This is a genomic window from Curtobacterium sp. YC1 (genome assembly GCF_016267665.1).
Classification (GTDB): Bacteria; Actinomycetota; Actinomycetes; order Actinomycetales; family Microbacteriaceae; genus Curtobacterium.
In genome coordinates, this window is sequence record NZ_CP066341.1 from 1,006,180 (window position 1) to 1,026,330 (window position 20,151).

The following is a 20,151-nucleotide window of genomic DNA, read 5'->3' on the forward strand; positions in this document are numbered from 1 at the left end:
GTCGTCGTGTGTGCGGTGACCGGTGTCGGTCGTCGGGGTCAGTCGTCCGTGTCGTCGGACTGCGGCGCGGGCCTGCGGCGCAGGAGCAGCAGGACGGCCACGACGGCGCCGATGAGCACGACGCCGCCGGCACCGATCCAGATCGCGTCCGCCGCTGGCGACTCGTTCGATCCCGAGGCCGTGCCGGTGGTCGCCTCGGACCCGGAGTCGTCGTCGCCGGCGGTGGCGCAGGACGGCGGCTCCGCCGAGCCGGTGGCGGGGGAGAAGCCCGACGGGGCCTTCCACGTGAAGGGGTACTCGTCGGAGACGGTGTGGCCGTCGGCCGAGACGACCTGCCACTCGACGGTGTACTTCCCCGAGGCGCCGAGCGCGGCGGCGGTGGACATCGTCGGGCCCTCGACGTCGACGCAGCCGTCCTCGTAGTACTCGCCGTCCGGACCGACGACCCGGAAGGCGAACCCGGAACCCGAGTCGCCGATGTCGAGCAGCCGGTCGTTCGTCGTGATGGCGAAGGTGTCCGGCAGCTCGGTCAGCGTCCCGCCCACGGCCGGGTCGGACGACACCAGGTAGTTGTGGGCGCTGGCCGGACCGGCGAGCCCGAGGACCGCACCACCGGCGATCGCGACGGCCGCGACGGACCCGGCCACGAGCCTCCGGGCAGAGGACCGCGGGCGGGACCGACGCGAGCCGCGCTGCGTCACTTGGCGGAGCTCCGACGACGCGTGCCGGCGACGGCGACGACCAGGGCGACGGCGCCGAGCACCAGGCCGCCGAGGCCGAGGAAGCGGCCGACCAGGTCGGGGTCGGCCGGAGCGCTGGTGCCGGCGGCCTCCGCGGCGGGGGTCGCGGCGGCCGCGTCACCGTCGTCGTCCGTCGCCTCGGCGGCGGTCAGGGTGATCGACGGCGCCGGGTGCTCGGGCTCGGCCTCGCCGGGCTGCTGCTCCTGGTTCCACTCCACGCTGCCCTGCTCGCAGGTCTGCAGGGCGGGGAACTCGACCAGGTCGCCGGGCTCGCCGTCGGGCAGCGCGAAGGACAGCGCGAACGTGTCGCGCTCGTCGGCGGGCAGGGGGGTCTTCGCCGTGTAGGTGACGCTCGTGACGCGCTCGGCAGCGGCCTCGTGCTCGTCGTCGCCAGCGGCGGACGGGGCCGTGTACGGCTCGGTCGCCTTGCGGATGGTCCAGTTCGGGTTGACCGTGGGCGTGACCTCGATGACGGACTCGGGGACCTGGAACTCGATCTTCGTGGTGGGGGAGCCGTCGCAGCCGTGCGGCACCGAGAAGGTCGCGACGGTGTACGAGTTCGCCGCGGTCGACGTCGCGGTCGCGGAGACGTGCGCACTGGCCGCCGTGGCGCTGCCGAGGACGATGACGGCTGCGACACCGAGGGTGACGGCGCCGCCGGTGGCGAGACGCTTCTGCATGGGGTTCCTTCCGGGGGTGGTTCTGCACCAGCTGTTCTACAAGTTGTAGAGAAGTCGGGATCACCGTAGCAGGGTCGGACGCCCTGGGCGAACGCGCGCGGCGAAACCGGAGGGGCATCGCGGTCGGTGTCACCGGTTGCGGTTAGGCTCGTGTCCACGACGAGGTGCCCACCAGCAGCGGTGCACCAGCGGCTGTGCGCCAGCGCGGCCGGCATGTCCAACCAGGGAGGCACGGGAATGGCACGCATCGGAGAGAGCGGCGATCTCCTCAAGTGCTCGTTCTGCGGCAAGAGCCAGAAGCAGGTCCAGCAGCTCATCGCGGGCCCCGGCGTCTACATCTGCGACGAGTGCGTCGAGTTGTGCAACGAGATCATCGAGGAGCGCCTGGCCGAAGCCGGCGAGGACACCGCGAGCGGCGACTTCGAACTGCCGAAGCCGCGCGAGATCTTCGACTTCCTGCAGGAGTACGTCATCGGTCAGGACCCGGCGAAGCGCGCCCTGGCCGTGGCCGTCTACAACCACTACAAGCGCGTCCGTGCGCAGGGGCAGATCACCGCCGCCGAGGACCGCGACGACATCGAGATCGCGAAGTCGAACATCCTGCTCATCGGCCCGACCGGCTGCGGCAAGACCTACCTGGCGCAGACGCTGGCCAAGCGGCTCAACGTGCCGTTCGCCGTCGCCGACGCCACCGCCCTGACCGAGGCCGGCTACGTGGGCGAGGACGTCGAGAACATCCTGCTCAAGCTCATCCAGGCCGCCGACTACGACGTCAAGCGCGCCGAGACCGGCATCATCTACATCGACGAGGTCGACAAGATCGCCCGCAAGGCCGAGAACCCGTCGATCACCCGCGACGTCTCCGGCGAGGGCGTGCAGCAGGCGCTGCTCAAGATCCTCGAGGGCACGGTCGCCTCGGTCCCGCCGCAGGGCGGTCGGAAGCACCCGCACCAGGAGTTCATCCAGATCGACACGACGAACGTGCTGTTCATCGTGGCGGGCGCGTTCGCCGGGCTCGAGGACATCGTGTCGTCCCGCGTCGGCAAGCGCGGCATCGGGTTCGGGGCGCCGCTGCACAGTGCGACCGACCACCAGGACCTGTACTCCGAGGTCCTGCCGGAAGACCTGCACAAGTTCGGCCTGATCCCCGAGTTCATCGGGCGTCTGCCCGTCGTCACCACGGTGTCGCAGCTCGACCAGGCGGCGCTCATGCAGATCCTGACCGAGCCGAAGAACGCGCTGATCAAGCAGTACCAGCGGATGTTCCAGATCGACGGCGTCGAGCTCGAGTTCGACCAGGGCGCACTCGAGGCCATCGCGGACCTCGCGGTGCTGCGGCAGACCGGTGCCCGTGGCCTGCGCGCGATCCTCGAAGAGGTCCTCGGCCCGGTGATGTTCGACGTCCCCTCCGACGACGACGTCGCCCGCGTGGTGATCACCCGCGAGTCCGTGCTCGAGAACGCCGCGCCGACGATCGTGCCGCGGCCCCGGGCCAAGCGCGTCGAGAAGTCGGCGTAGCGCCCCGGCCCGTCAGTCAGCGGCAAACACCAGCAGAACGACAGAACACCTCGAGATCTCGAGGTGTTCTGTCGTTCTCGTGGTGTTCGTCGGCCGAAACGCCGCCTACTCCAGGCCGCGGCGGCGCAGCAGCGGGCCGACCTCGGCGTCGCGGCCGCGGAAGTCCCGGTACGCCTCGAGCGGGTCCTTCGCCCCACCGACCCCGAGCAGCCGCTCCGCGAAGCGCCGTCCGGCTTCCCGGTCGAGCCCGCCGTTGTCGCGGAACCACTCCACCGTGTCGGCGTCGAGCACCTCGGACCAGATGTACCCGTAGTACCCGGCGTCGTACCCGCCCGAGAACGTGTGGGCGAAGTACGTCGACGAGTACCGCGGCGGCACGGCCTCGACCGCGATGCCGGCGGCGGCGAGGGCGTCCCGCTCGAAGTCCTCGACGGACGTCACCGCGGCAGCCTCGGCTGCGGAGAGCCGGTGCCACGCCTGGTCGAGCAGTGCCGCGGCCAGGTACTCCGTCGTGCCGAAGCCCTCGTTGAACCCGGCCGACTCGCTGAGTCCCAGGACGAGCTCCGGCGGCAGCGGTTCCCCGGTCTCGTGGTGCTTGGCGTAGTTCGCCAGGACCGACGGCCACGACACCCACATCTCGTTGACCTGGCTCGGGAACTCGACGAAGTCCCGCTCGACGTTCGTGCCGGAGAACCGCGGGTAGGTGGTGCGGGCGATCAGGCCGTGCAGCGCGTGGCCGAACTCGTGGAAGAGCGTCTCGACCTCGTCCTGGATGAGCAGCGTGGGGGAGCCCGCGGCCGGCTTCGCGACGTTGAGGTTGTTGACCACGACGGGCAGGGTGCCGAGCAGCGCGGACTGCTCGACGACGGGGTTCATCCACGCGCCGCCCCGCTTGCCGTCACGCGTGTAGAGGTCGAGCAGGTACAGTCCGACCGGTTCGCCGTCGTCGCCGGTGACCTCGAAGACGCGGACCTCGTCGTTGTAGCCGTGCAGGTCCGGCCGCTCCGTGAAGGTCAGGCCGTACAGGGCGCCGGCGGCGTGGAAGACGCCGTCGTGCAGGACCCGGTCCGCCTCGAAGTACGGGCGCAGCGCCGAGCTGTCCGCCGCGAACTGCTCCCCGCGCAGGATCTCGGTGGCGTACGCCCAGTCCCACGACTCGACGTCGAACCCGACCGTGCGCGATCGGACCGCGCGCTCGTCGTCGGCGTTCCGCGCGGCGGCACCGACGAGCGAGGACAGCAGCCCGTCGACGGCCTCCGGGGTGCCCGCGGTCTCGTCGGCGGTGACGACGGCGGCGTGGTCCGGGAACCCGAGCAGCTCGGCGCGCTCGGCCCGGAGCCGGACGATCCGCAGCAGGACCTCGCGGTTGTCGTGCTCGTTGCCGCGACGACCGCGGGCGAGGGAGGCGCGCATGATCCGTTCGCGCAGGCCGCGGTCGCGCAGGGAGCCGAGCCACGGGTGCCCGGTGTAGAGCGGCAGCGTGATGAGCCACCCGTCGAGCCCGCGGTCGGCCGCGGCACCGGCGGCGGCGGACTTCGCACCGTCGTCGAGGCCGTCGAGCTCGGACTCGTCCGTGACGTGCACGGCGGAGTCGTTGGTGTCCTCGAGCAGGTTCCGCTCGAAGGTCGTCGTGCGGGTCGACAACTCCTGGTTGATCGCCGTCAGGCGCTCCTTGCCCGCGTCGTCGAGCCCGGCACCCGCCAGGGTCATCTCGGCGTGGGTCCGCTCGACGAGCCGCAGGTCCTCACCGGTCAGCCCGGCGGCCTCGGCGCCGTCGAGCACGGCCTGCACCCGCGCGTAGAGCCGCGCGTCCAGGGTGATCGCGTCCCGGTGGCCGGCGAGCAGCGGCGAGACCTCGGCTTCGAGGTCGTGCAGTGCCGGGGTGGAGTCGGCCGACGACAGCGTGAAGAACACGTGGCTGACGCGGGTCAACAGCTGCCCCGACCGCTCGAGGGCGACCAGGGTGTTCTCGAACGTCGGTGCGTCCGGGTCGGTGGCGATGGCCTCGACCTCGGCGCGCTGCTCGGCCATGCCGGCGTCGAAGGCCGGTCGGTAGTGCTCGAGTCGCACGTCGCCGAAGGGCGGCAGGGCGTAGGGGAGGGTGCTCGGGACGTCGAACGGGGTTGCCATGGCGACCACACTACGGACGTGGCGCCGCTCCGTGTCAGCGCGTCGCGGCGTCGATGAGGGTCTCGGCGGCGCGGCGTGCGTGCGCGGCCGGTGCCGTGGTGCCGGCGATGGCCGCGGTGGTCTGTGCACCCTCGGCCAGGAGCGCGAGCTGCGCGGCGAGCTCCTCGGCCTGTTCCGGGGCGTCCACGACCTCGGCAGTGAGCTGCTGCACGTACCGCTGGAACGAGTCCTTGTGGTCACGCGCGATCTCGGCGACGGCGGGCGACGTCGCCCCGAGCTCGCCGAAGGCGTTGATGAACCCGCACCCACGGAAGGTGTCGTCACCGAACCAGGACTCCAGGAAGTCGTAGAGCGCCAGCAGCTTGTCGCGTGGACCGGTGGCCGCGTCGACCGCACCGTGGACGCCGCGCTCCCAGATGTCGTGGCGGCCGGCGAGCACCGCGGCGATGAGCTGCTCCTTGCCGGGGAACGCCGCGTACAGCTTCTTGAGCGAGACCCCCGCGGCGGTCCGGATCGCGTCCATGCCGACCGACTGGATGCCGCGCGTGTAGAACAGCTGGTCCGCGACCTCGACGATGTGCGCTCGCACATCCGGTTCGACGGTGCTGGTGACCATGTACGTACCCCGTTCGCTGAGTGTTCACCGGGCCCGACTTGCGAGGGGAACGGCCGTTCTCTACTGTAGTCCACATCGGCGGAGAACGATCGTTCTCTGCGAAGTCGAGGGAAGGAACGACCATGGGTGCCATCACCGTCGGGACCGAGAACAGCGTCGACATCGAGCTCCACTACGAGGACAAGGGCCAGGGCCAGCCGATCGTGCTGATCCACGGCTTCCCCCTCGACGGCAACTCGTGGGAGGGGCAGGTCCCGATGCTCCTCGAGGCCGGCTACCGCGTCATCACGTACGACCGCCGCGGCTTCGGTCGGTCCTCGCAGCCGTCCACCGGCTACGACTACGACACCTTCGCCGACGACCTGCACACGGTCCTCGAGACCCTCGACCTGCGCGACGTGATCCTGGTCGGCTTCTCGATGGGCACCGGCGAGATCGCCCGCTACATCGGCCGCCACGGTGAAGACCGGATCGCCAAGGTCGCGTTCCTCGCCTCGCTCGAGCCGTTCCTGGCGATCACCGACGACAACCCCGACGGCGCCGGCCCGATGTCGTTCTTCGAGGGCATCGCCGCCGACGTGGCGAAGGACCGCTACGCGTACTTCACGAACTTCTACCAGGACTTCTTCAACCTGTCGGAGAACCTCGGCACCCGCATCTCCGAGGAGCAGGTCCGCAACGCCTGGAACGTCGCTGCCGGCTCCGGCTCGATCGCGTCCGCGGCAGCACCCCTGACCTGGCCGACCGACTTCCGCCAGGACATCTCGAAGGTCACCGTCCCCGCCCTGATCGTGCACGGCACGTCGGACAACATCCTCCCGATCGACGCCACCGGTCGACGCTTCACCAAGGCCCTGCCCGCGGCGGAGTACGTCGAGATCGAGGGCGCCCCGCACGGCCTGCTCACCACGCACACCGCCGAGGTGAACGAGGTCCTGCGCACCTGGCTCGCCGAGTCCTGATCCCTCGGCGATCACGCGGGCGCTCCCCGGCGGGGGCGCCCGCATCGTGAGCAGGAATGGTCGGGTCCCCACCGGGAACTCGACCATTCCTGCTCACCAAGCGAACCGCGAAGCGGAACCGCGAACCGCGCAGCGCGAACCGCCCGCGCTAGTCCTCTTCCGCGGCGTCGTCCGGGTTCGTCACCTGTGCGCGCCCGAGGGCGTCGAGGTGGATCGAGGTGCCGTCGTCGAGCTCGACGATCGGCTTGCCCTCCAGGAACGTCAGCGTCCACCCCCACGTCGCCGTGTCGACGGCCTCCTGCGCGAGTTCGTCCTCGACCCCGCGCACGGCGACGACCATCGTCTCGGGCAGTCGCGCAGGCGGCTCCCCACCCACGTTCCAGCGTGTGCCCAACTGCATCCGTGCCTCCAGTCCGGTCGACGGGCCGGGTCGCCGACGCGACCCGGCCCGGACAGCCGACGTTACGCCTGCTGCTCCGCGAGCTCGATCTCGGTGACGGCGAGCTCGTCGCCGTCGACGAACGACAGGTTCTCGATGCGGCCGACGGCCGCCAGGTCGACCGCCGCACGCTCGATGAGCACGCGCGTCTCGGCGGGCGCCGCGACGACCGCACGCGTCACGGGCGTCTTCTGGGACGCCTTCGCCGCCGTCTTCGCACCGCGGATCCCGATGAGCGCCTGCCCGACGGCCGCGAGCAGCCCGGTGGGGGCCGCGTCGGTGGGCAGGTCGGCCGCGGTCGGCCAGGAGGCCCGGTGCACGCTGGTCTCGTGGGTCCAGGCCCACACTTCCTCCGTCGCGTACGGGAGGAACGGCGCCAGCAGTCGGAGCAGCACGTCGATCGCGCCGCGCAGCGCCAGGACCGCGCTCGCCTGCGTCTCGTGCGTCGCGTCGGACGCGGTGCCGTAGGCGCGCTCCTTCACGAGCTCGAGGTAGTCGTCGCAGAACGTCCAGAAGAAGCGCTCGGTGATCTCGAGGGCACGGGCGTGGTCGAAGCCGTCGAAGGCCGCGGTGGCCTGCTCGACGACCGAACCGAGCTCGGCGAGCATGTCGACGTCGAGGGCCTCGGTGACGCTCGTGGCACCCTCGGGCAGCGGGAAGCCGTAGACGAACTTCGCCGCGTTGAGCACCTTGATCGCCAGGCGACGGCCGACCTTGATCTGCTTCGGGTTCTGCGGGTCGAACGCCGCGTCGGTGCCGAGCTTGGACGAGGCCGCCCAGTAGCGGACCGCGTCGGCGCCGTGCTGCTCGAGGATCGACAGCGGCGTGACGACGTTGCCCTTCGACTTCGACATCTTCTTGCGGTCGGGGTCGACGATGAAGCCGGAGATGGAGGCGTGCTTCCACGGCACCACGTCGGCTTCGAGCTGACTGCGGAGCACGGTGGTGAACAGCCAGGTGCGGATGATGTCCTGCGCCTGCGGGCGGACGTCGTACGGGTACACCAGGTCGTAGAGCGCCGGGTCGGTCTCCCACTTGCCCGCGAGCTGCGGGGTGAGCGACGAGGTCGCCCAGGTGTCCATCACGTCGAGCTCGCCCTGGAACCCGCCGGCGACGCCACGCTGGTCCTCGGTGTAGCCGGGGGCCGGCTCGGAGGCCGGGTCGACGGGCAGCTGCGCCTCGGTCGGCACGATCGGCTGGTCGAACACCGGGTTGCCGTCGGCGTCGAGCGGGTACCAGACCGGCAGCGGCACGCCGAAGAAGCGCTGGCGCGAGATGAGCCAGTCGCCGGACAGGCCGCCGACCCAGTTGTCGTAGCGGACGCGCATGAAGTCCGGGTGGAACGCGATCTCCTCGCCGCGCTGGCGGAGTGTGCTCTTCAGCTGCTCGTCGCGCGCGCCGTTGACGATGTACCACTGGCGGGTCGACACGATCTCCAGGGGCTTGTCGCCCTTCTCGAAGAACTTGACCGGGTGCTGGATGGTCTTGACGTCGCCGATGAGCTCGCCGGACTCGGTCAGGGCGTCCACGACGACCTTCTTGGCCGAGAACACCGTCTTGCCGGCCATCTCGGCGTAGAGCTCCTGGCCCTTCGTGGACTCGATCCAGGCGGGCTCCTCCGAACGCACGCGGCCGTCGAAGCCGATGATCGCACGGTTCGGCAGCTGCAGCTCGCGCCACCACACCACGTCGGTGGTGTCACCGAAGGTGCAGACCATGGCGATGCCGGCGCCCTTGTCCTTCTGCGCCAGGTGGTGTGCGAGCACGGGCACCTCGACGTCGAACAGGGGGGAGCGGACCGTGGTGCCGAACAGGTCCTGGAACCGCTCGTCGTCCGGGTGCGCCACCAGGGCGACACAGGCGGGCAGCAGCTCGGGGCGGGTCGTCTGGATGACCACGTCGTCGCCACCGTCGGTGCGGTGGAAGGCGATGCCGTGGTACGCGCCGGGCATCTCCTTGTCCTCGAGCTCGGCCTGCGCGACCGCGGTGCGGAACGTGACGTCCCACAGGGTCGGCGCGTCGGCCTGGTAGGCCTCGCCGCGCTCGAGGTTGCGCAGGAACGCGCGCTGGGCGCTCGCCCGCGAGGTGTCGTCGATGGTGCGGTACGACTGGGTCCAGTCGACCGACAGACCGAGCGTGCGGAACAGCTCCTCGAACTGCTGCTCGTCCTGCACGGTCAGACGCTCGCACAGCTCGATGAAGTTGCGGCGCGACACCGGCAGCTGGTCGGCGGCCTTCGAGGACTTGCCGTCGCCGCCCTCGAACGGCGGCGTGAAGTCGGGGTCGTACGGCAGGGTCGGGTCGCAGCGGACGCCGTAGTAGTTCTGCACGCGGCGCTCGGTGGGCAGACCGTTGTCGTCCCAGCCCATCGGGTAGAAGACGTGCTTGCCGCGCATGCGCTCGAACCGGGCCTTGAGGTCGGTGTGCGTGTACGAGAACACGTGGCCGATGTGCAGCGAGCCCGAGGCGGTGGGCGGCGGGGTGTCGATCGACCAGACGGCGCTGCGGTCACCGGCGGCGTCGCGGTCGAAGCGGTAGGTACCGTCCTGCTCCCAGACGGGCCCCCAGACCTGCTCCAGTCCGTCGACGCTGGGCTTCTCGGGCATGGGCTTGGTCATCGTGCACCTTCCGTCCGTGTGTGCGGCACCGAGTCCGTGATGAGGTGCCTGAGTGTGCCGCGCCTGGCGCGCGGTGTCCCCAATCGTAGCGGCGGCCCGGACACCGGCGCAGTCGGCGTACGGGCACCGTTTACCACACCGAGATGTCGGGTCGGCCCGTGTCCTGCTAGTCTGTCGGAGTTTGTCCGGCGAGCGCGGAGCTCGCAGGAGCTGCAACGTCGCCGTCTCGCCGGACGCCCGAAGGACGCACCGCACACCGGAGGAACGACTTGGCACCGAACAACGCACCCCACTCGCACGGCGATCGGCCGTTGCGCACGAAGGGCGCCGCGAAGCGCGCTCGTCGCGATCTCACGAAGGACGACGTCACCGTCGTCGAGGAGTCGCTGCTCAAGCGAGCCGTCGCGGCTGCCGCGCTCGGCAACGCCATGGAGTGGTTCGACTTCGGCATCTTCGCCTACCTGACCGTGACGATCTCGCAGGTGTTCCTGCCGCAGGGCGACCCCGCGGCGAACATCGTCGCGACGTTCGGCTTCTTCGCCGCAGCGTTCATCGTCCGCCCGATCGGTGGTGCCGTGTTCGGCCCGATCGGCGACAAGATCGGCCGACAGAAGGTCCTCGCGCTGACGATGATCCTGATGGCCGCCGGCACGCTCATGATCGGCCTCATCCCGTCGTACGACTCGATCGGCTTCTGGGCCCCCATCCTGCTGCTCGTCGCCCGCTTCGTGCAGGGCTTCTCGACCGGTGGTGAGTACGGCGGCGCCGCGACGTTCATCGCCGAGTACTCGCCGGACAAGCGCCGTGGGTTCATGGGCTCCTGGCTCGAGTTCGGCACGCTCGCCGGCTACGTGCTCGGTGCGTCGATCGTCACCGCCCTGCAGTTCGGCCTGTCCGAGGATGCACTGCTCAGCTGGGGCTGGCGCATCCCGTTCATCATCGCCGGCCCGCTCGGCCTGATCGGGCTCTACCTCCGTCTCAAGCTCGAGGAGACCCCGGCCTTCCAGAAGCAGCAGGAGCAGGCCGCCGAGCGCGAGGGGCAGAAGACGCCGTTCCTCAAGCTCTTCGCCGAGAACTGGCGCTCGCTCATCATCTGCATCGGTCTCGTGCTGGTCTTCAACGTGACCGACTACATGCTGCTGTCGTACATGCCGACCTACCTGGAGCAGAACCTCGGCCAGAGCGCCACGTTCGGCCTCATCCTGATCGTCGTCGTGATGCTGCTCATGATGGTCGTCATCACCTTCGGTGGTCGCCTGTCCGACAAGTTCGGCCGTCGTCCCGTGCTGGCAGCCGGGTGCATCGGCTTCATCCTGCTGTCCTGGCCGGCCCTCAAGCTCGTCCAGACCGGCACCGGCCCGGGCGTCTTCGCCGGGCTCCTCATCCTGGGGATCGTGCTCGTCACGTTCACCTCGACGATGCCGTCGACCCTGCCGGCCCTGTTCCCGACGATCATCCGCTACGGCGCCCTGGCGATCGCGTTCAACGTCTCGGTGTCGCTCTTCGGTGGGACGACCCCGCTGGCCACCTCGGCGCTCATCGCCGGTGCGAAGGACGCCGGGTACGGCTGGGCCGAGGACATCCCCGCGTTCTACCTGATGGCAGCGGCGGTGATCGGTCTGGTCGCGGTGTACTTCACCAAGGAGACCGCCGCCACCCCGCTCATGGGCTCCGGTCCGACCGTCGGGTCGGAGGACGAGGTCGCCTCGGTCATCGAGGACTACAACGACCCGACCTCCGAGCTGGCACAGTCCGACTGGGCCAAGGAGTTCTCGACGAGCGAGATCCCGATCATCTCGGGAGACGCCGCGACGGGCGACGAGAAGAAGGAGCCCGCCGGCTCGTAGTCGCCGCCGCTCCGCCGGCCTGGAGGCACGGCGCGCGTCCGTCACGGACGTCGCGCCGTGCCTCCGGTCGTCTCCCGGGCGGTCGCGCGCTGCTCGCGCTGGCGCATCTGGCGGGCGTTGTTCCGCGCTGGGCGACAGTTCACGCGCCGTCGAGCGCGTGAACTGTCGCCCAGCGCGAAACCTTGCGGCGGCGGCGGCGGCACGGCCGGCTACGCGGGGCCGGTGGCCAGGCGGTCGGCCGCGTGCATCAGCCGCGCCGTGACCGCGTGCGCCGGCCGGTCGAACACCGACGCCGCGGGACCCTGCTCGACGACCCGGCCCCCGTGCACGACGAGCACGTCGTCGGCCATCCGCCGCACCGCGCGCAGGTCGTGCGACACGAAGACCATCGCGGCGCCGCGCTCGTCGCGCAGTCGTTCGAGCAGCCGCAGCACGGCGTCCTGCACGGTGGCGTCGAGAGCGGTGACCGGCTCGTCGAGCACGATCACCTCGGGGTCGGTGGCCAGCGCCCGGGCGATCGCGAGCCGCTGCCGCTGCCCGCCGGAGAGCGTGCGCGGCGAGCGCGGGCGGAGCACCGGGTCCAGGTCGACCTGCCGGAGCGCCGCGTCCACACGGTCGTCCAGCGCGCCCCGTGCCCGTCGTTCGTCGCCGCGGGAGAACGCGTCGGCGAGGACCCGCTCGACCGTCCACCGTTCGTCGAAGGTGGCGCCGGGGTCCTGCACGACGGCCGCGATGCGGTGCCGGCTCGGGCGGCGATCGCGTTCCGGCAGGGGGACCCACGGCTCGTCGTCGAGCGTGACCGTGCCGGCGTCGGGGGTCTCGAGCCCGAGGAGCATCCGGGCGACGGTCGTCTTGCCCGACCCCGAGGCGCCGATCACGCCGAGCACGCGCCCCCTGCCGAGGCCGAACGACACGTCGTCGACCGCCGGCACGCCGCCGAACGCGCGGGACAGCCCCCGTGCCACGAGCACGCCCGTCGTCGCGGGCGACCCCGGATCGAGCGGCTCGGCGACGGGGTCCGGAGCCGAGCCGGCGCCCGCGTCCGTGCCCTGCGCCGCCGCCGGTGCGGCCGCACGCACCAGGGCCCGCGTGGCCTGGTGTGCGGGCGCGGCGAAGACGTCGGCGACCGCGCCCTGCTCGACGACCCGGCCCTCGTGCACCACCGCGACCCGGTCGGCCCACCCCGCCACGAGCCCCAGGTCGTGCGTGATCACGAGCAGTCCCGCACCCCGGGCCTGGGCCGCACGCAGCTGCTCCATCACGGTGACGGCGACCCCGGCGTCGAGCGCGGTCGTCGGCTCGTCGGCGACCACGAGCGCGGGCGATCCGACGGTCGCGGCGGCGATGAGCGCGCGCTGCCGCATCCCGCCCGACAGGGTGTCGGCGAGTCGGCCGTCGGTCGCGATGTCCGGGTCGAGCCCCACCGCGGCGAGGGCCTCGCGCACGGCCTCCACGCGCTCGGCCGCACCCATCTCGGTGTGCAGGCGCAGGGTGTCGGCGACCTCGCGCCCGACAGGACGCAGCGGGTCCAACGCGCCCAGTGCCTCCTGGCCGACGTAGCCGACCCGCGATCCCCGCAGCCGACGCCAGCGCCGGTCGGAGAGGCCGCGCACGTCGGTCCCGTCGACGGTGAAGGCGTCGGCGTGCACGGAGGACCCCGGGGCCGACAGACCGAGCACCGCCCGCGCCGTGACGGTCTTGCCGGAGCCGGAGGCACCGACCAGGGCGACGCACTCGCCGGCGTCGACGTGCAGGTCCACGCCGTGCACGATCGGGACGCCCCCGATCGCGACGCTGAGCCCGCGGACGTCGAGGACGGCGGTCACCGCGCGGCACCCGTCCGTCGGACCGCACGGCCGAGCACCGTGACGGCGGTGGCGAGCGCCACGATCGCGAGTCCGGGGAAGGTGCTCATCCACGGTGCGGTCTGCAGGTAGGTGCGCCCGTCGGCGAGCATCGCGCCCCACTCCGGCGCGGGCGGCGGCGTGCCGACGCCGAGGTAGCTCAGCGCCGAGGCCCACACGACGGCCTGCCCGACGCCGAGCGTCGCGACGGCCACGACCGGCCACAGCGCGGTGGGCAGCACGTGGCGCAGGACGATCCGGGCGGGGGAGCGGCCGAGCAGCACCGCGGTCTCGACCACCTGCGAACTCCGGGCCGACCGCACGAGACCGCGGACGATCCGGGCGTACCCCGGCGCGGTCGCGAACCCGACGGCGAGCACGGCGGGCACGGGCCCGGGGCCGGTCACCGCGATGACGACCAGGGCGACGAGCAGCAGGGGCAGGGCGAACGCGACCTCGGTGGCCCGGCCGATCACGGCGTCGAGCAGGCGACCGACACGTCCGGCACCCGCGCCGAGTCCCGCGACGACGCCGAGCAGGACGCCCGCGCCGCCGCCGATCAGGGTCGCTGCGACGCCCACCACGAGCGAGGCCCGGGTCCCGGCGACCACGCGGGCCAGCACGTCGCGGCCGGACTCGTCGGTGCCGAAGGGGTGTGCGGCGCTCGGTGCGAGCAGCGCCTCGGTCGGGTGGACGGCCAGCGGGTCGCCCCCGCCGAGCAGGGACGGCCAGGCCGCCGCGACCACGGCGACCAGCACGACCACCCCCGCGATGGTGCCGCCGACACCGAGCGTCCCCCCACGGACGCGCTCGGGGCCGGCGGCGGTCTGGTGGCCGGGTGCTCCGGTCTGGAGGCCCGGGTCGGCGATCCCGCTCACCGTGCGCCCGCCGGTCGGCCGGCTCCACGGCGGCGCGCGCTGCCGCGTCGCGGGGCGCCCTGCGGGGCGCTGCCACGCGGGTCGACGGCGCGCTCGACGAGGTCGGCGACGGCCAGCACCACGACGTAGGCGGCCGCGGACACCATCGCGATGCCGACGACGAGGGGCATGTCCCGCTGGGTCACGGCGGTCACGAGCGCGCGGCCGATGCCGGGCAGCGCGAACACCGACTCGACCACGACGGCACCGGAGACGAGGGAACCGAAGGCCCAGGCGGACAGCGCGATCCCGGGCAGCGCGGCGTGCCGGAGCAGGTGGCGGGCGAACAGGCCGATGCGGGTCTCGCCCCGGCCCCGGGCGGCGAGGGCGAAGGCCGACCGCTGCGCGTCCACCACCCCGTCGCGCACGGTCTCCGCCAGGTAGCCGGCGACGGGCACGGCCACCGTCAGCACCGGGAGCACCCAGCCGCGGGCGGTGCCGTCGCTCACCGCGGGCACCCATCCCAGGGCGCTGGCGAACACGACGATGAGCACGCTGCCGAGCCAGAAGTGCGGCATCACGCTCGCGGTGACGCTCAGGGCGCTCGTCAGTCCGGCGGCGATCCGACCGCGCTGCGTCGAGGCCCACGCGGCGAGGATGGCCAGCACCCACGCGACCACCAGCCCCGCGACCGCCAGGGTCAGCGTGACCGGCAGCTGCTGGCCGAGCAGGGTCGCGACCGGCGTGCGGAAGGCGTAGGAGTCGCCGAGCTGCCCCGTCGCCAGCCGTCCGAGGAACACCGCGTACTGCACCAGGACGGGCTGGTCGAGGCCGTACTCGTGCCGCACCTGGGCGACGGCCTCGGCCGAGGCCTGCGACCCCGGTCCGCCCAGGATCGCGAGCGCCGGGTCGCCGGGGATGAGCCGGATCGCGACGAAGACGATCGTCGCGACCGCCCAGAGCACGCCGATGCCGCCCAGCACACGGCGGACCGCCCAGCGCGCCCAGCGCCCTGCTGCCGATGCGTCTGCGGTCCGCGGCCCGTCCGCCGGGCGCGGGACGGGCCTCCCGGCCGTCGGGTCCGTCACCGCGTCAGCGGTCGATCCACGCGGTGCCGAACCAGGGTGTCGAGACGGGGGTCGTCTCGATGCCGTGCACGGCCGAGCGCACCAGGAAGTGGTTCTGCTGGTCGTAGAGCGGCAGCACCGTGTCGCTGGCCAGGATCAGCTGCTGTGCCTGCTCGTACAGGTCGGCGCGCTCGTCGGCGTCCGACGTGCGGGCGGCCTGCTCGAGCAGCCGGTCGAGCGCCGGGTCGTCGAGCTGGGCGAGGTTGGCGAAGTAGCCGGACGGTGCCGGTTCGATGCTCGCGCTGTCGTACAGGATCCGCAGCACGTCCGGGCCGACCTTGGTGTACGGCGCGCTGACCACGTCGTACTCGTTCGCCGCGAGCGCCGCGTACCAGCTGGACAGGTCGAGTTCGTCGAGCACGACGTCGAAGCCGACGGCCTGCTCGGACGCCTGGATCTGCTGGAACAGGCTGCGCTCGGCCGGGACCGACTGGTTCGTCGAGACGGGGAACCGCACGGTCAGCCGCTGGCCGTCCTTCTCGCGGATACCGTCCGACCCGACCTTCCAGCCGGCGTCGTCGAGGAGTCGCTCCGCCTTGTCGGGGGAGTAGGTGAACCGGCTCTCCTCGGAGTACGCGAGCGGCTCCGCGCTCGAGAGCGCCGAGTACGAGCGCTCCGCGGTGCCGAGGAACAACGACTGCAGGCCGGGGTCGATCTCGGCGCCGGCGATGAAGGCCTGGCGCACCGCTTCGTCGCGGAACACCCCGTGACCGGAGTTCAGCTCGAGGCGGTTCGAGGCGCCGGGGCGCGGGGCGTCGAGGTCGCGGATCGCGCCCTTCGCCGAGGCCGCCTTGAGCTGGTCGGGCTGGGCGTTGTCGATGACGTCCACCTGACCGGCCTGCAGTGCGGCGTAGCGCGAGGTCGAGTCGGGCAGGAACCGCCAGGTGATGCCGGACAGGCGCGGCTTCGTCGTTCCCCAGTGGTCGGCGTTCTTCGTCAGGGTGACGCGGTCGCCGTGCTTCCAGCCGGTGACCGCGAAGGGGCCGGTGCCGACGGGGGACTCGCAGTTCGTCGCCTGGTCGCGCTCGAGGGCCTTCGGGGACTCCATGCCGACCCAGGGCTGCGAGAAGGACTCGAGCAGCGCGCTGTCCGGGCGGCTCAGCGTCAGGGTGACCGTGTGCTCGTCGGTGGCGGTCGCCTTCGTGATCGACTGCAGCGCCAGGTACCCGGTGCTCGAGGCGGTGGCCGGGTCCTGCACGTGCTCGATGTTCGCCACGACCGCGGCGGCGTCGAACGGGGTGCCGTCGGTGAAGGTGACGTCGTCGCGCAGGGTGAACGTCAGGGTCTTCCCGTCGTCGCTCGTGGTCCACTCCGTGGCGAGCTCGGGCGTCGTCTTGCCGTCCTCGAGCCCGACGAGCTCCTCGATGTACTGCGTCGCCAGGAGCGCCTGCGGGTAGTTGCCGCCGACGTGCGGGTCGAGGCAGGTCGGTTCGGCGTCGCCGGAGGCGTAGGTGAGCGTCCCGCCGGCGACGGGCGTGCTGCTGCCCGTGCTCGCACCACCGCCGGTGCACGCGGTCAGGGCGAGCAGGACCGCGGTGGTGCCCGCGACGACGGCGAGGGTTTTCTGTACTGAGTCCAAGATCATGGCTCGACGAGCCTACCGCTTTACTGGAGCCATGGACGAACCGATGCGCCGCGGTGGCCGCCCCCGACGGTCGAGCGCCGAGGTGCTGGCCGACGCCGCCGCCGAGCTGTTCCTGGAACAGGGCTACGCGCGCACGACCGTCGACCAGATCGCCGCCCGCGCCGGGGTGAGCCGGGCGACGTTCTTCAACTACTTCCCGGCGAAGGCCGACGTGATGTGGCTCGAGCTCGACGCCGCCGTCGCCGGGCTGCCCGGGCACTTGGCCGCGTCCACCGAGCCGAGTCCGGTGCGCGCCGTCGAGCAGGCGCTGCTGACCGCGGCCCGGGAGCACGATCCCGAGCGGGTGCCGTGGGCCCTGGCGCAGGCGGAGGTCATGGGCATCGGTCCCGAGCTCGTCGCCGGTGTCGCGGTGCGGGTGACGGCGCAGCACGCGGCCGTCGCGGCGTTCGTCGCCGGGCGGACGGGGGAGGAGCCGGGCGCGCTCCGGCCGCAGGCGGTCTCCGGCGCGATGCTCGGTGCGGCCGCGGCGGCGTTCGGGGTGTGGGTGGCCGACGGGGTCGGTCGGCGCGCGCTCGTGGAGTACGTCGCGGCGGCGCTCCGGCCGGTGGCGGCGGGGCTCGACGCCACCTGACGCGTGCGGCGTTCGGTGACGCTCTCGGCCCCCGTTCCGCGCTGAGCGACACCGCACGCGCTCCGGAAGCCGAGGACTGTCGCTCAGCCCGAAACCTCGTGCCCGCACCCGCCCCGCGCTCACTCCGCCCGCAGCGTCCCCGCCCCGCCGGACGCCACGTCCTCGACCGTGCCGTCCCGCACCACCTCGGGCACGTCCTCGCTCGTCGGCGCCAGGGACGCATCGCCCGGGACGCTCAGGGTGAGCACGGCCTCCTCGATGTACGGACTGTCCTCCAGCGACTGCTCCACCTCGCGCAGCCGGACCGCGACGTGCTCCTCGGTCTCGTTGCCGGTCAGGTCGACGGCCGCCACCAGGTACACCCGCGACGGGCCGACGAACTCCAGGTGCAGGTAGGTCACGCGCTCCACCTGCGAGCGTCCGAGCAGCTCGACGAGCACCGCGTCCTCGAGCTCCGGCGACGTGCTCTCGCCGAGCAGGAACCGGCGGTTGCGGTCGATCAGGACGATCGCGACGACGCCGAGCAGCACCCCGATCGCGATGGAGCCCAGCGCGTCGAAGACCGCGAGCCCCGTGACCTGGTGCAGGAACACCCCGAGGAACGCGACGACCAGGCCGATCAGCGCTGCGGCGTCCTCGGCGAAGACGGCCCGGAGCGTCGGGTTCGACGACTGCAGCACGTGCCGCAGCACGGGCACCTGCCGCTTCGTCGCCGCGCCGTGGGCCTGCCGGTACGCCTGCAGGAAGCTCGTGCCCTCGAGCACGAACGCCACCGCGAGCACGACGTAGTTGAGCACGACGTCCTCGGCGGGCCCGGTGTCGCCGAACTCCGAGATGCCGTGGGTGATCGACACGATCGCACCGGCGGTGAACAGGCCGAACGCCGCGAACATCGACCAGATGTAGGTCTCGCGGCCGTACCCGAGCGGGTGTGCGGTGTCGCGCTTCCGGGCACCCCGCCGCTCGGCGACGAGCAGGAAGACCTCGTTGCCGGTGTCCGCCCACGAGTGCGCCGCCTCGGCCACCATCGATGCGGAGCCCGTGACGAGCGACGCGACGGTCTTCGCGACCGCGACCAGCAGGTTGGCGCCGAAGGCGATCAGGACGGTGACGAGCGACTTGGGACGTTCTTCTGCGGGCACCACTCGAGCATGCTCCTCCGCGCATGATCCTTCCGATGGGCGAGGCAGGCATCCGTGATCGCGTCTCGGCCACGGTTAGAGCGGCAGATCTGTAGGATTACGACGAAACGGGGGCTGAGAGGGACGGAGAGTGGCATGCTCGTGCGCTTTGAGGTTGAGAATTTCCGATCTATCAGAGAGCCTGCCGAGCTCTCCATGGTGGCGATCGACGAGGACCGCACCGGGGTGCGAAGGGTTGATCGCCTCGGCGAGCCCATCCTGACGACTGCCGCCATCTACGGCCCAAACGCTTCTGGGAAGACTAATTTGCTTGCGGCCTTGAACTGGCTTCGGGAGGCTATCCAAGGCTCCTTGCGCTACTGGGATGAAGCGATACCAATCGAGCCTTTTGCTAGTTCTACTGCTCGGAACGAGAATACGTCGTTTGCCCTCGAAGTGATTGTTGAGGGCATCCTTTTCGAGTACCTTCTCGAACTCAATTCTTCGAAAGTTCAGTTTGAGGCACTTTACCATTATCCGGAGGGACGTCGACGGAAGATATACGTTCGCGAGAAGAATGAGCTCTCGATCCAACGCGGTCTCGGGCATCTCTCCGGAACGCGTTCGCTGCTTACCGATAGGTCTCTGGCTCTATCGATCATGCGGCGCTTTGATGATGAGACAATAAGTGGTTTTGGTCGCGTTGTTCTCGGGATATCTTCGCTCGGTATGTCGCTGAACAAGCACCGACGTCCCCCTATGATTCACCCACGGTCGACGCTGGATATTTTCGATGTTCCTCAAGATAACCAACTTGATCTATTTGAGGAAGGGGATCCCTTGGGGGACCCCCTTCGCAGGCGAGCTATGAGTCTGTTGCGGCTTGCCGACCTGGGGGTTGCAGATGTCGAGATTGAGCGAGATGTGGACTCCCCATTGGGGTCAAGTCGACGGCGCCCGAAGCTGATCCACGCGATAGGGGGTGACACCGAAGCATTCTCGATGGCGGACGAATCGGCAGGAACTAGAACATGGTTCAGTCTGATCGGGCCCCTACTGCATGCGCTTGACCGCGGACGCGTAGTGCTCTTCGATGAGCTAGAAGCTAACCTTCACCCGGTGCTAACCGCGCAGATCCTCAAATTATTCGCAAACCCAGGATCGAACCCTCGAGGGGCGCAGCTAATATTCACGAGTCACGATACCAACTTGCTTGCTCACCTCAATCGAGATGAGGTGTGGCTTACTCAAAAGAATCATAATGGCGAAACGCGCTTTGCTGCCCTTTCGGATTTTGCCGGTGAGCGCGTGCGCAAGTCCGTGAACTTAGAGAGTGGCTACATAAGCGGAAGGTTCGGTGCGCTTCCTGACGTGAATAATACCGAGTTTTTGCGTGATTTGGGACTAATTGGATGAGCGTGCAATCCCGCCGGAGA

Annotated in this window: 16 protein-coding genes; 5 read left to right on the forward strand and 11 right to left on the reverse strand. The window is 70.9% G+C overall.

The features are described 5' to 3' along the window. Positions 1–38: 38 nt before the first annotated feature. On the reverse strand, positions 39–647 hold the full coding sequence (locus tag I8920_RS04875) for a copper resistance CopC family protein (protein ID WP_232832824.1): 609 nt from the start codon (positions 645–647) through the stop codon (positions 39–41). A gap of 50 nt (positions 648–697) precedes the next feature. Beyond that, positions 698–1,420 carry a YcnI family copper-binding membrane protein gene (locus tag I8920_RS04880; RefSeq protein ID WP_198658037.1) on the reverse strand — a complete coding sequence of 241 codons (723 nt, stop codon included), beginning with the start codon at positions 1,418–1,420 and terminating at the stop codon, positions 698–700. Between the two features lie 237 nt (positions 1,421–1,657). On the opposite strand from I8920_RS04880, the gene clpX reads away from it, so the two are divergent. Further along, positions 1,658–2,938, forward strand: a complete 1,281-nt coding sequence (gene clpX, locus I8920_RS04885; protein ID WP_198658038.1) for an ATP-dependent Clp protease ATP-binding subunit ClpX — start codon at positions 1,658–1,660, stop codon at positions 2,936–2,938. 105 nt (positions 2,939–3,043) lie between these two features. Here the strand turns inward: clpX and I8920_RS04890 are convergent, their stop codons facing one another. Further along, positions 3,044–5,068: a M3 family metallopeptidase gene (locus I8920_RS04890; protein WP_198658039.1), complete on the reverse strand. Its 2,025-nt coding sequence runs from the start codon at positions 5,066–5,068 to the stop codon at positions 3,044–3,046. A gap of 34 nt (positions 5,069–5,102) precedes the next feature. After that, a complete protein-coding gene (locus I8920_RS04895; protein ID WP_198658040.1) occupies positions 5,103–5,684 on the reverse strand; it encodes a TetR/AcrR family transcriptional regulator in 582 nt (193 codons plus the stop codon). Positions 5,685–5,806: 122 nt separating this feature from the next. On the opposite strand from I8920_RS04895, the gene I8920_RS04900 reads away from it, so the two are divergent. After that, entirely contained in the window at positions 5,807–6,646 is an 840-nt protein-coding gene (locus I8920_RS04900; RefSeq protein WP_198658041.1) for an alpha/beta fold hydrolase, read from the forward strand. A gap of 148 nt (positions 6,647–6,794) precedes the next feature. Here the strand turns inward: I8920_RS04900 and I8920_RS04905 are convergent, their stop codons facing one another. After that, on the reverse strand, positions 6,795–7,046 hold the full coding sequence (locus tag I8920_RS04905; RefSeq protein ID WP_198658042.1) for a hypothetical protein: 252 nt from the start codon (positions 7,044–7,046) through the stop codon (positions 6,795–6,797). A 62-nt stretch (positions 7,047–7,108) separates the two neighbouring features. Next, entirely contained in the window at positions 7,109–9,703 is a 2,595-nt protein-coding gene (gene valS / locus I8920_RS04910; RefSeq protein ID WP_225558431.1) for a valine--tRNA ligase, read from the reverse strand. A gap of 311 nt (positions 9,704–10,014) precedes the next feature. Between valS and proP the strand changes: the two genes are divergently transcribed. Then, the gene (gene proP / locus I8920_RS04915; RefSeq protein WP_198658043.1) at positions 10,015–11,550 is read left to right on the forward strand and encodes a glycine betaine/L-proline transporter ProP; all 1,536 of its coding nucleotides are present in this window, start codon (positions 10,015–10,017) and stop codon (positions 11,548–11,550) included. 209 nt (positions 11,551–11,759) lie between these two features. On the opposite strand, the gene I8920_RS04920 is transcribed toward proP, so the two are convergent. From I8920_RS04920 to I8920_RS04935, 4 genes are read right to left on the reverse strand one after another with little or no spacing between them, the layout of a single operon-like run. Continuing rightward, positions 11,760–13,376 carry an ATP-binding cassette domain-containing protein gene (locus I8920_RS04920; RefSeq protein ID WP_198658044.1) on the reverse strand — a complete coding sequence of 539 codons (1,617 nt, stop codon included), beginning with the start codon at positions 13,374–13,376 and terminating at the stop codon, positions 11,760–11,762. After that, positions 13,373–14,272 (reverse strand): ABC transporter permease, encoded by a 900-nt coding sequence (locus I8920_RS04925; RefSeq protein WP_198658045.1) that lies wholly within the window; start codon positions 14,270–14,272, stop codon positions 13,373–13,375. The genes I8920_RS04920 and I8920_RS04925 overlap by 4 nt, the downstream gene beginning before the upstream one ends. Further along, entirely contained in the window at positions 14,269–15,339 is a 1,071-nt protein-coding gene (locus I8920_RS04930) for an ABC transporter permease (RefSeq protein WP_232832825.1), read from the reverse strand. Before I8920_RS04930 ends, I8920_RS04925 begins: the two co-directional genes overlap by 4 nt. 4 nt (positions 15,340–15,343) lie before the next feature. Then, positions 15,344–16,963, reverse strand: a complete 1,620-nt coding sequence (locus I8920_RS04935; RefSeq protein ID WP_198658046.1) for an ABC transporter substrate-binding protein — start codon at positions 16,961–16,963, stop codon at positions 15,344–15,346. A gap of 31 nt (positions 16,964–16,994) precedes the next feature. On the opposite strand from I8920_RS04935, the gene I8920_RS04940 reads away from it, so the two are divergent. Beyond that, complete coding sequence (locus I8920_RS04940) at positions 16,995–17,594, forward strand: acyl-CoA-like ligand-binding transcription factor (RefSeq protein ID WP_198658047.1); 600 nt, start codon at positions 16,995–16,997, stop codon at positions 17,592–17,594. 119 nt (positions 17,595–17,713) lie between these two features. Here the strand turns inward: I8920_RS04940 and I8920_RS04945 are convergent, their stop codons facing one another. Then, positions 17,714–18,736 (reverse strand): cation diffusion facilitator family transporter, encoded by a 1,023-nt coding sequence (locus tag I8920_RS04945; RefSeq protein ID WP_198658048.1) that lies wholly within the window; start codon positions 18,734–18,736, stop codon positions 17,714–17,716. A gap of 195 nt (positions 18,737–18,931) precedes the next feature. On the opposite strand from I8920_RS04945, the gene I8920_RS04950 reads away from it, so the two are divergent. Further along, complete coding sequence (locus I8920_RS04950; protein WP_232832826.1) at positions 18,932–20,131, forward strand: AAA family ATPase; 1,200 nt, start codon at positions 18,932–18,934, stop codon at positions 20,129–20,131. The last annotated feature ends 20 nt before the right edge of the window (positions 20,132–20,151 follow it).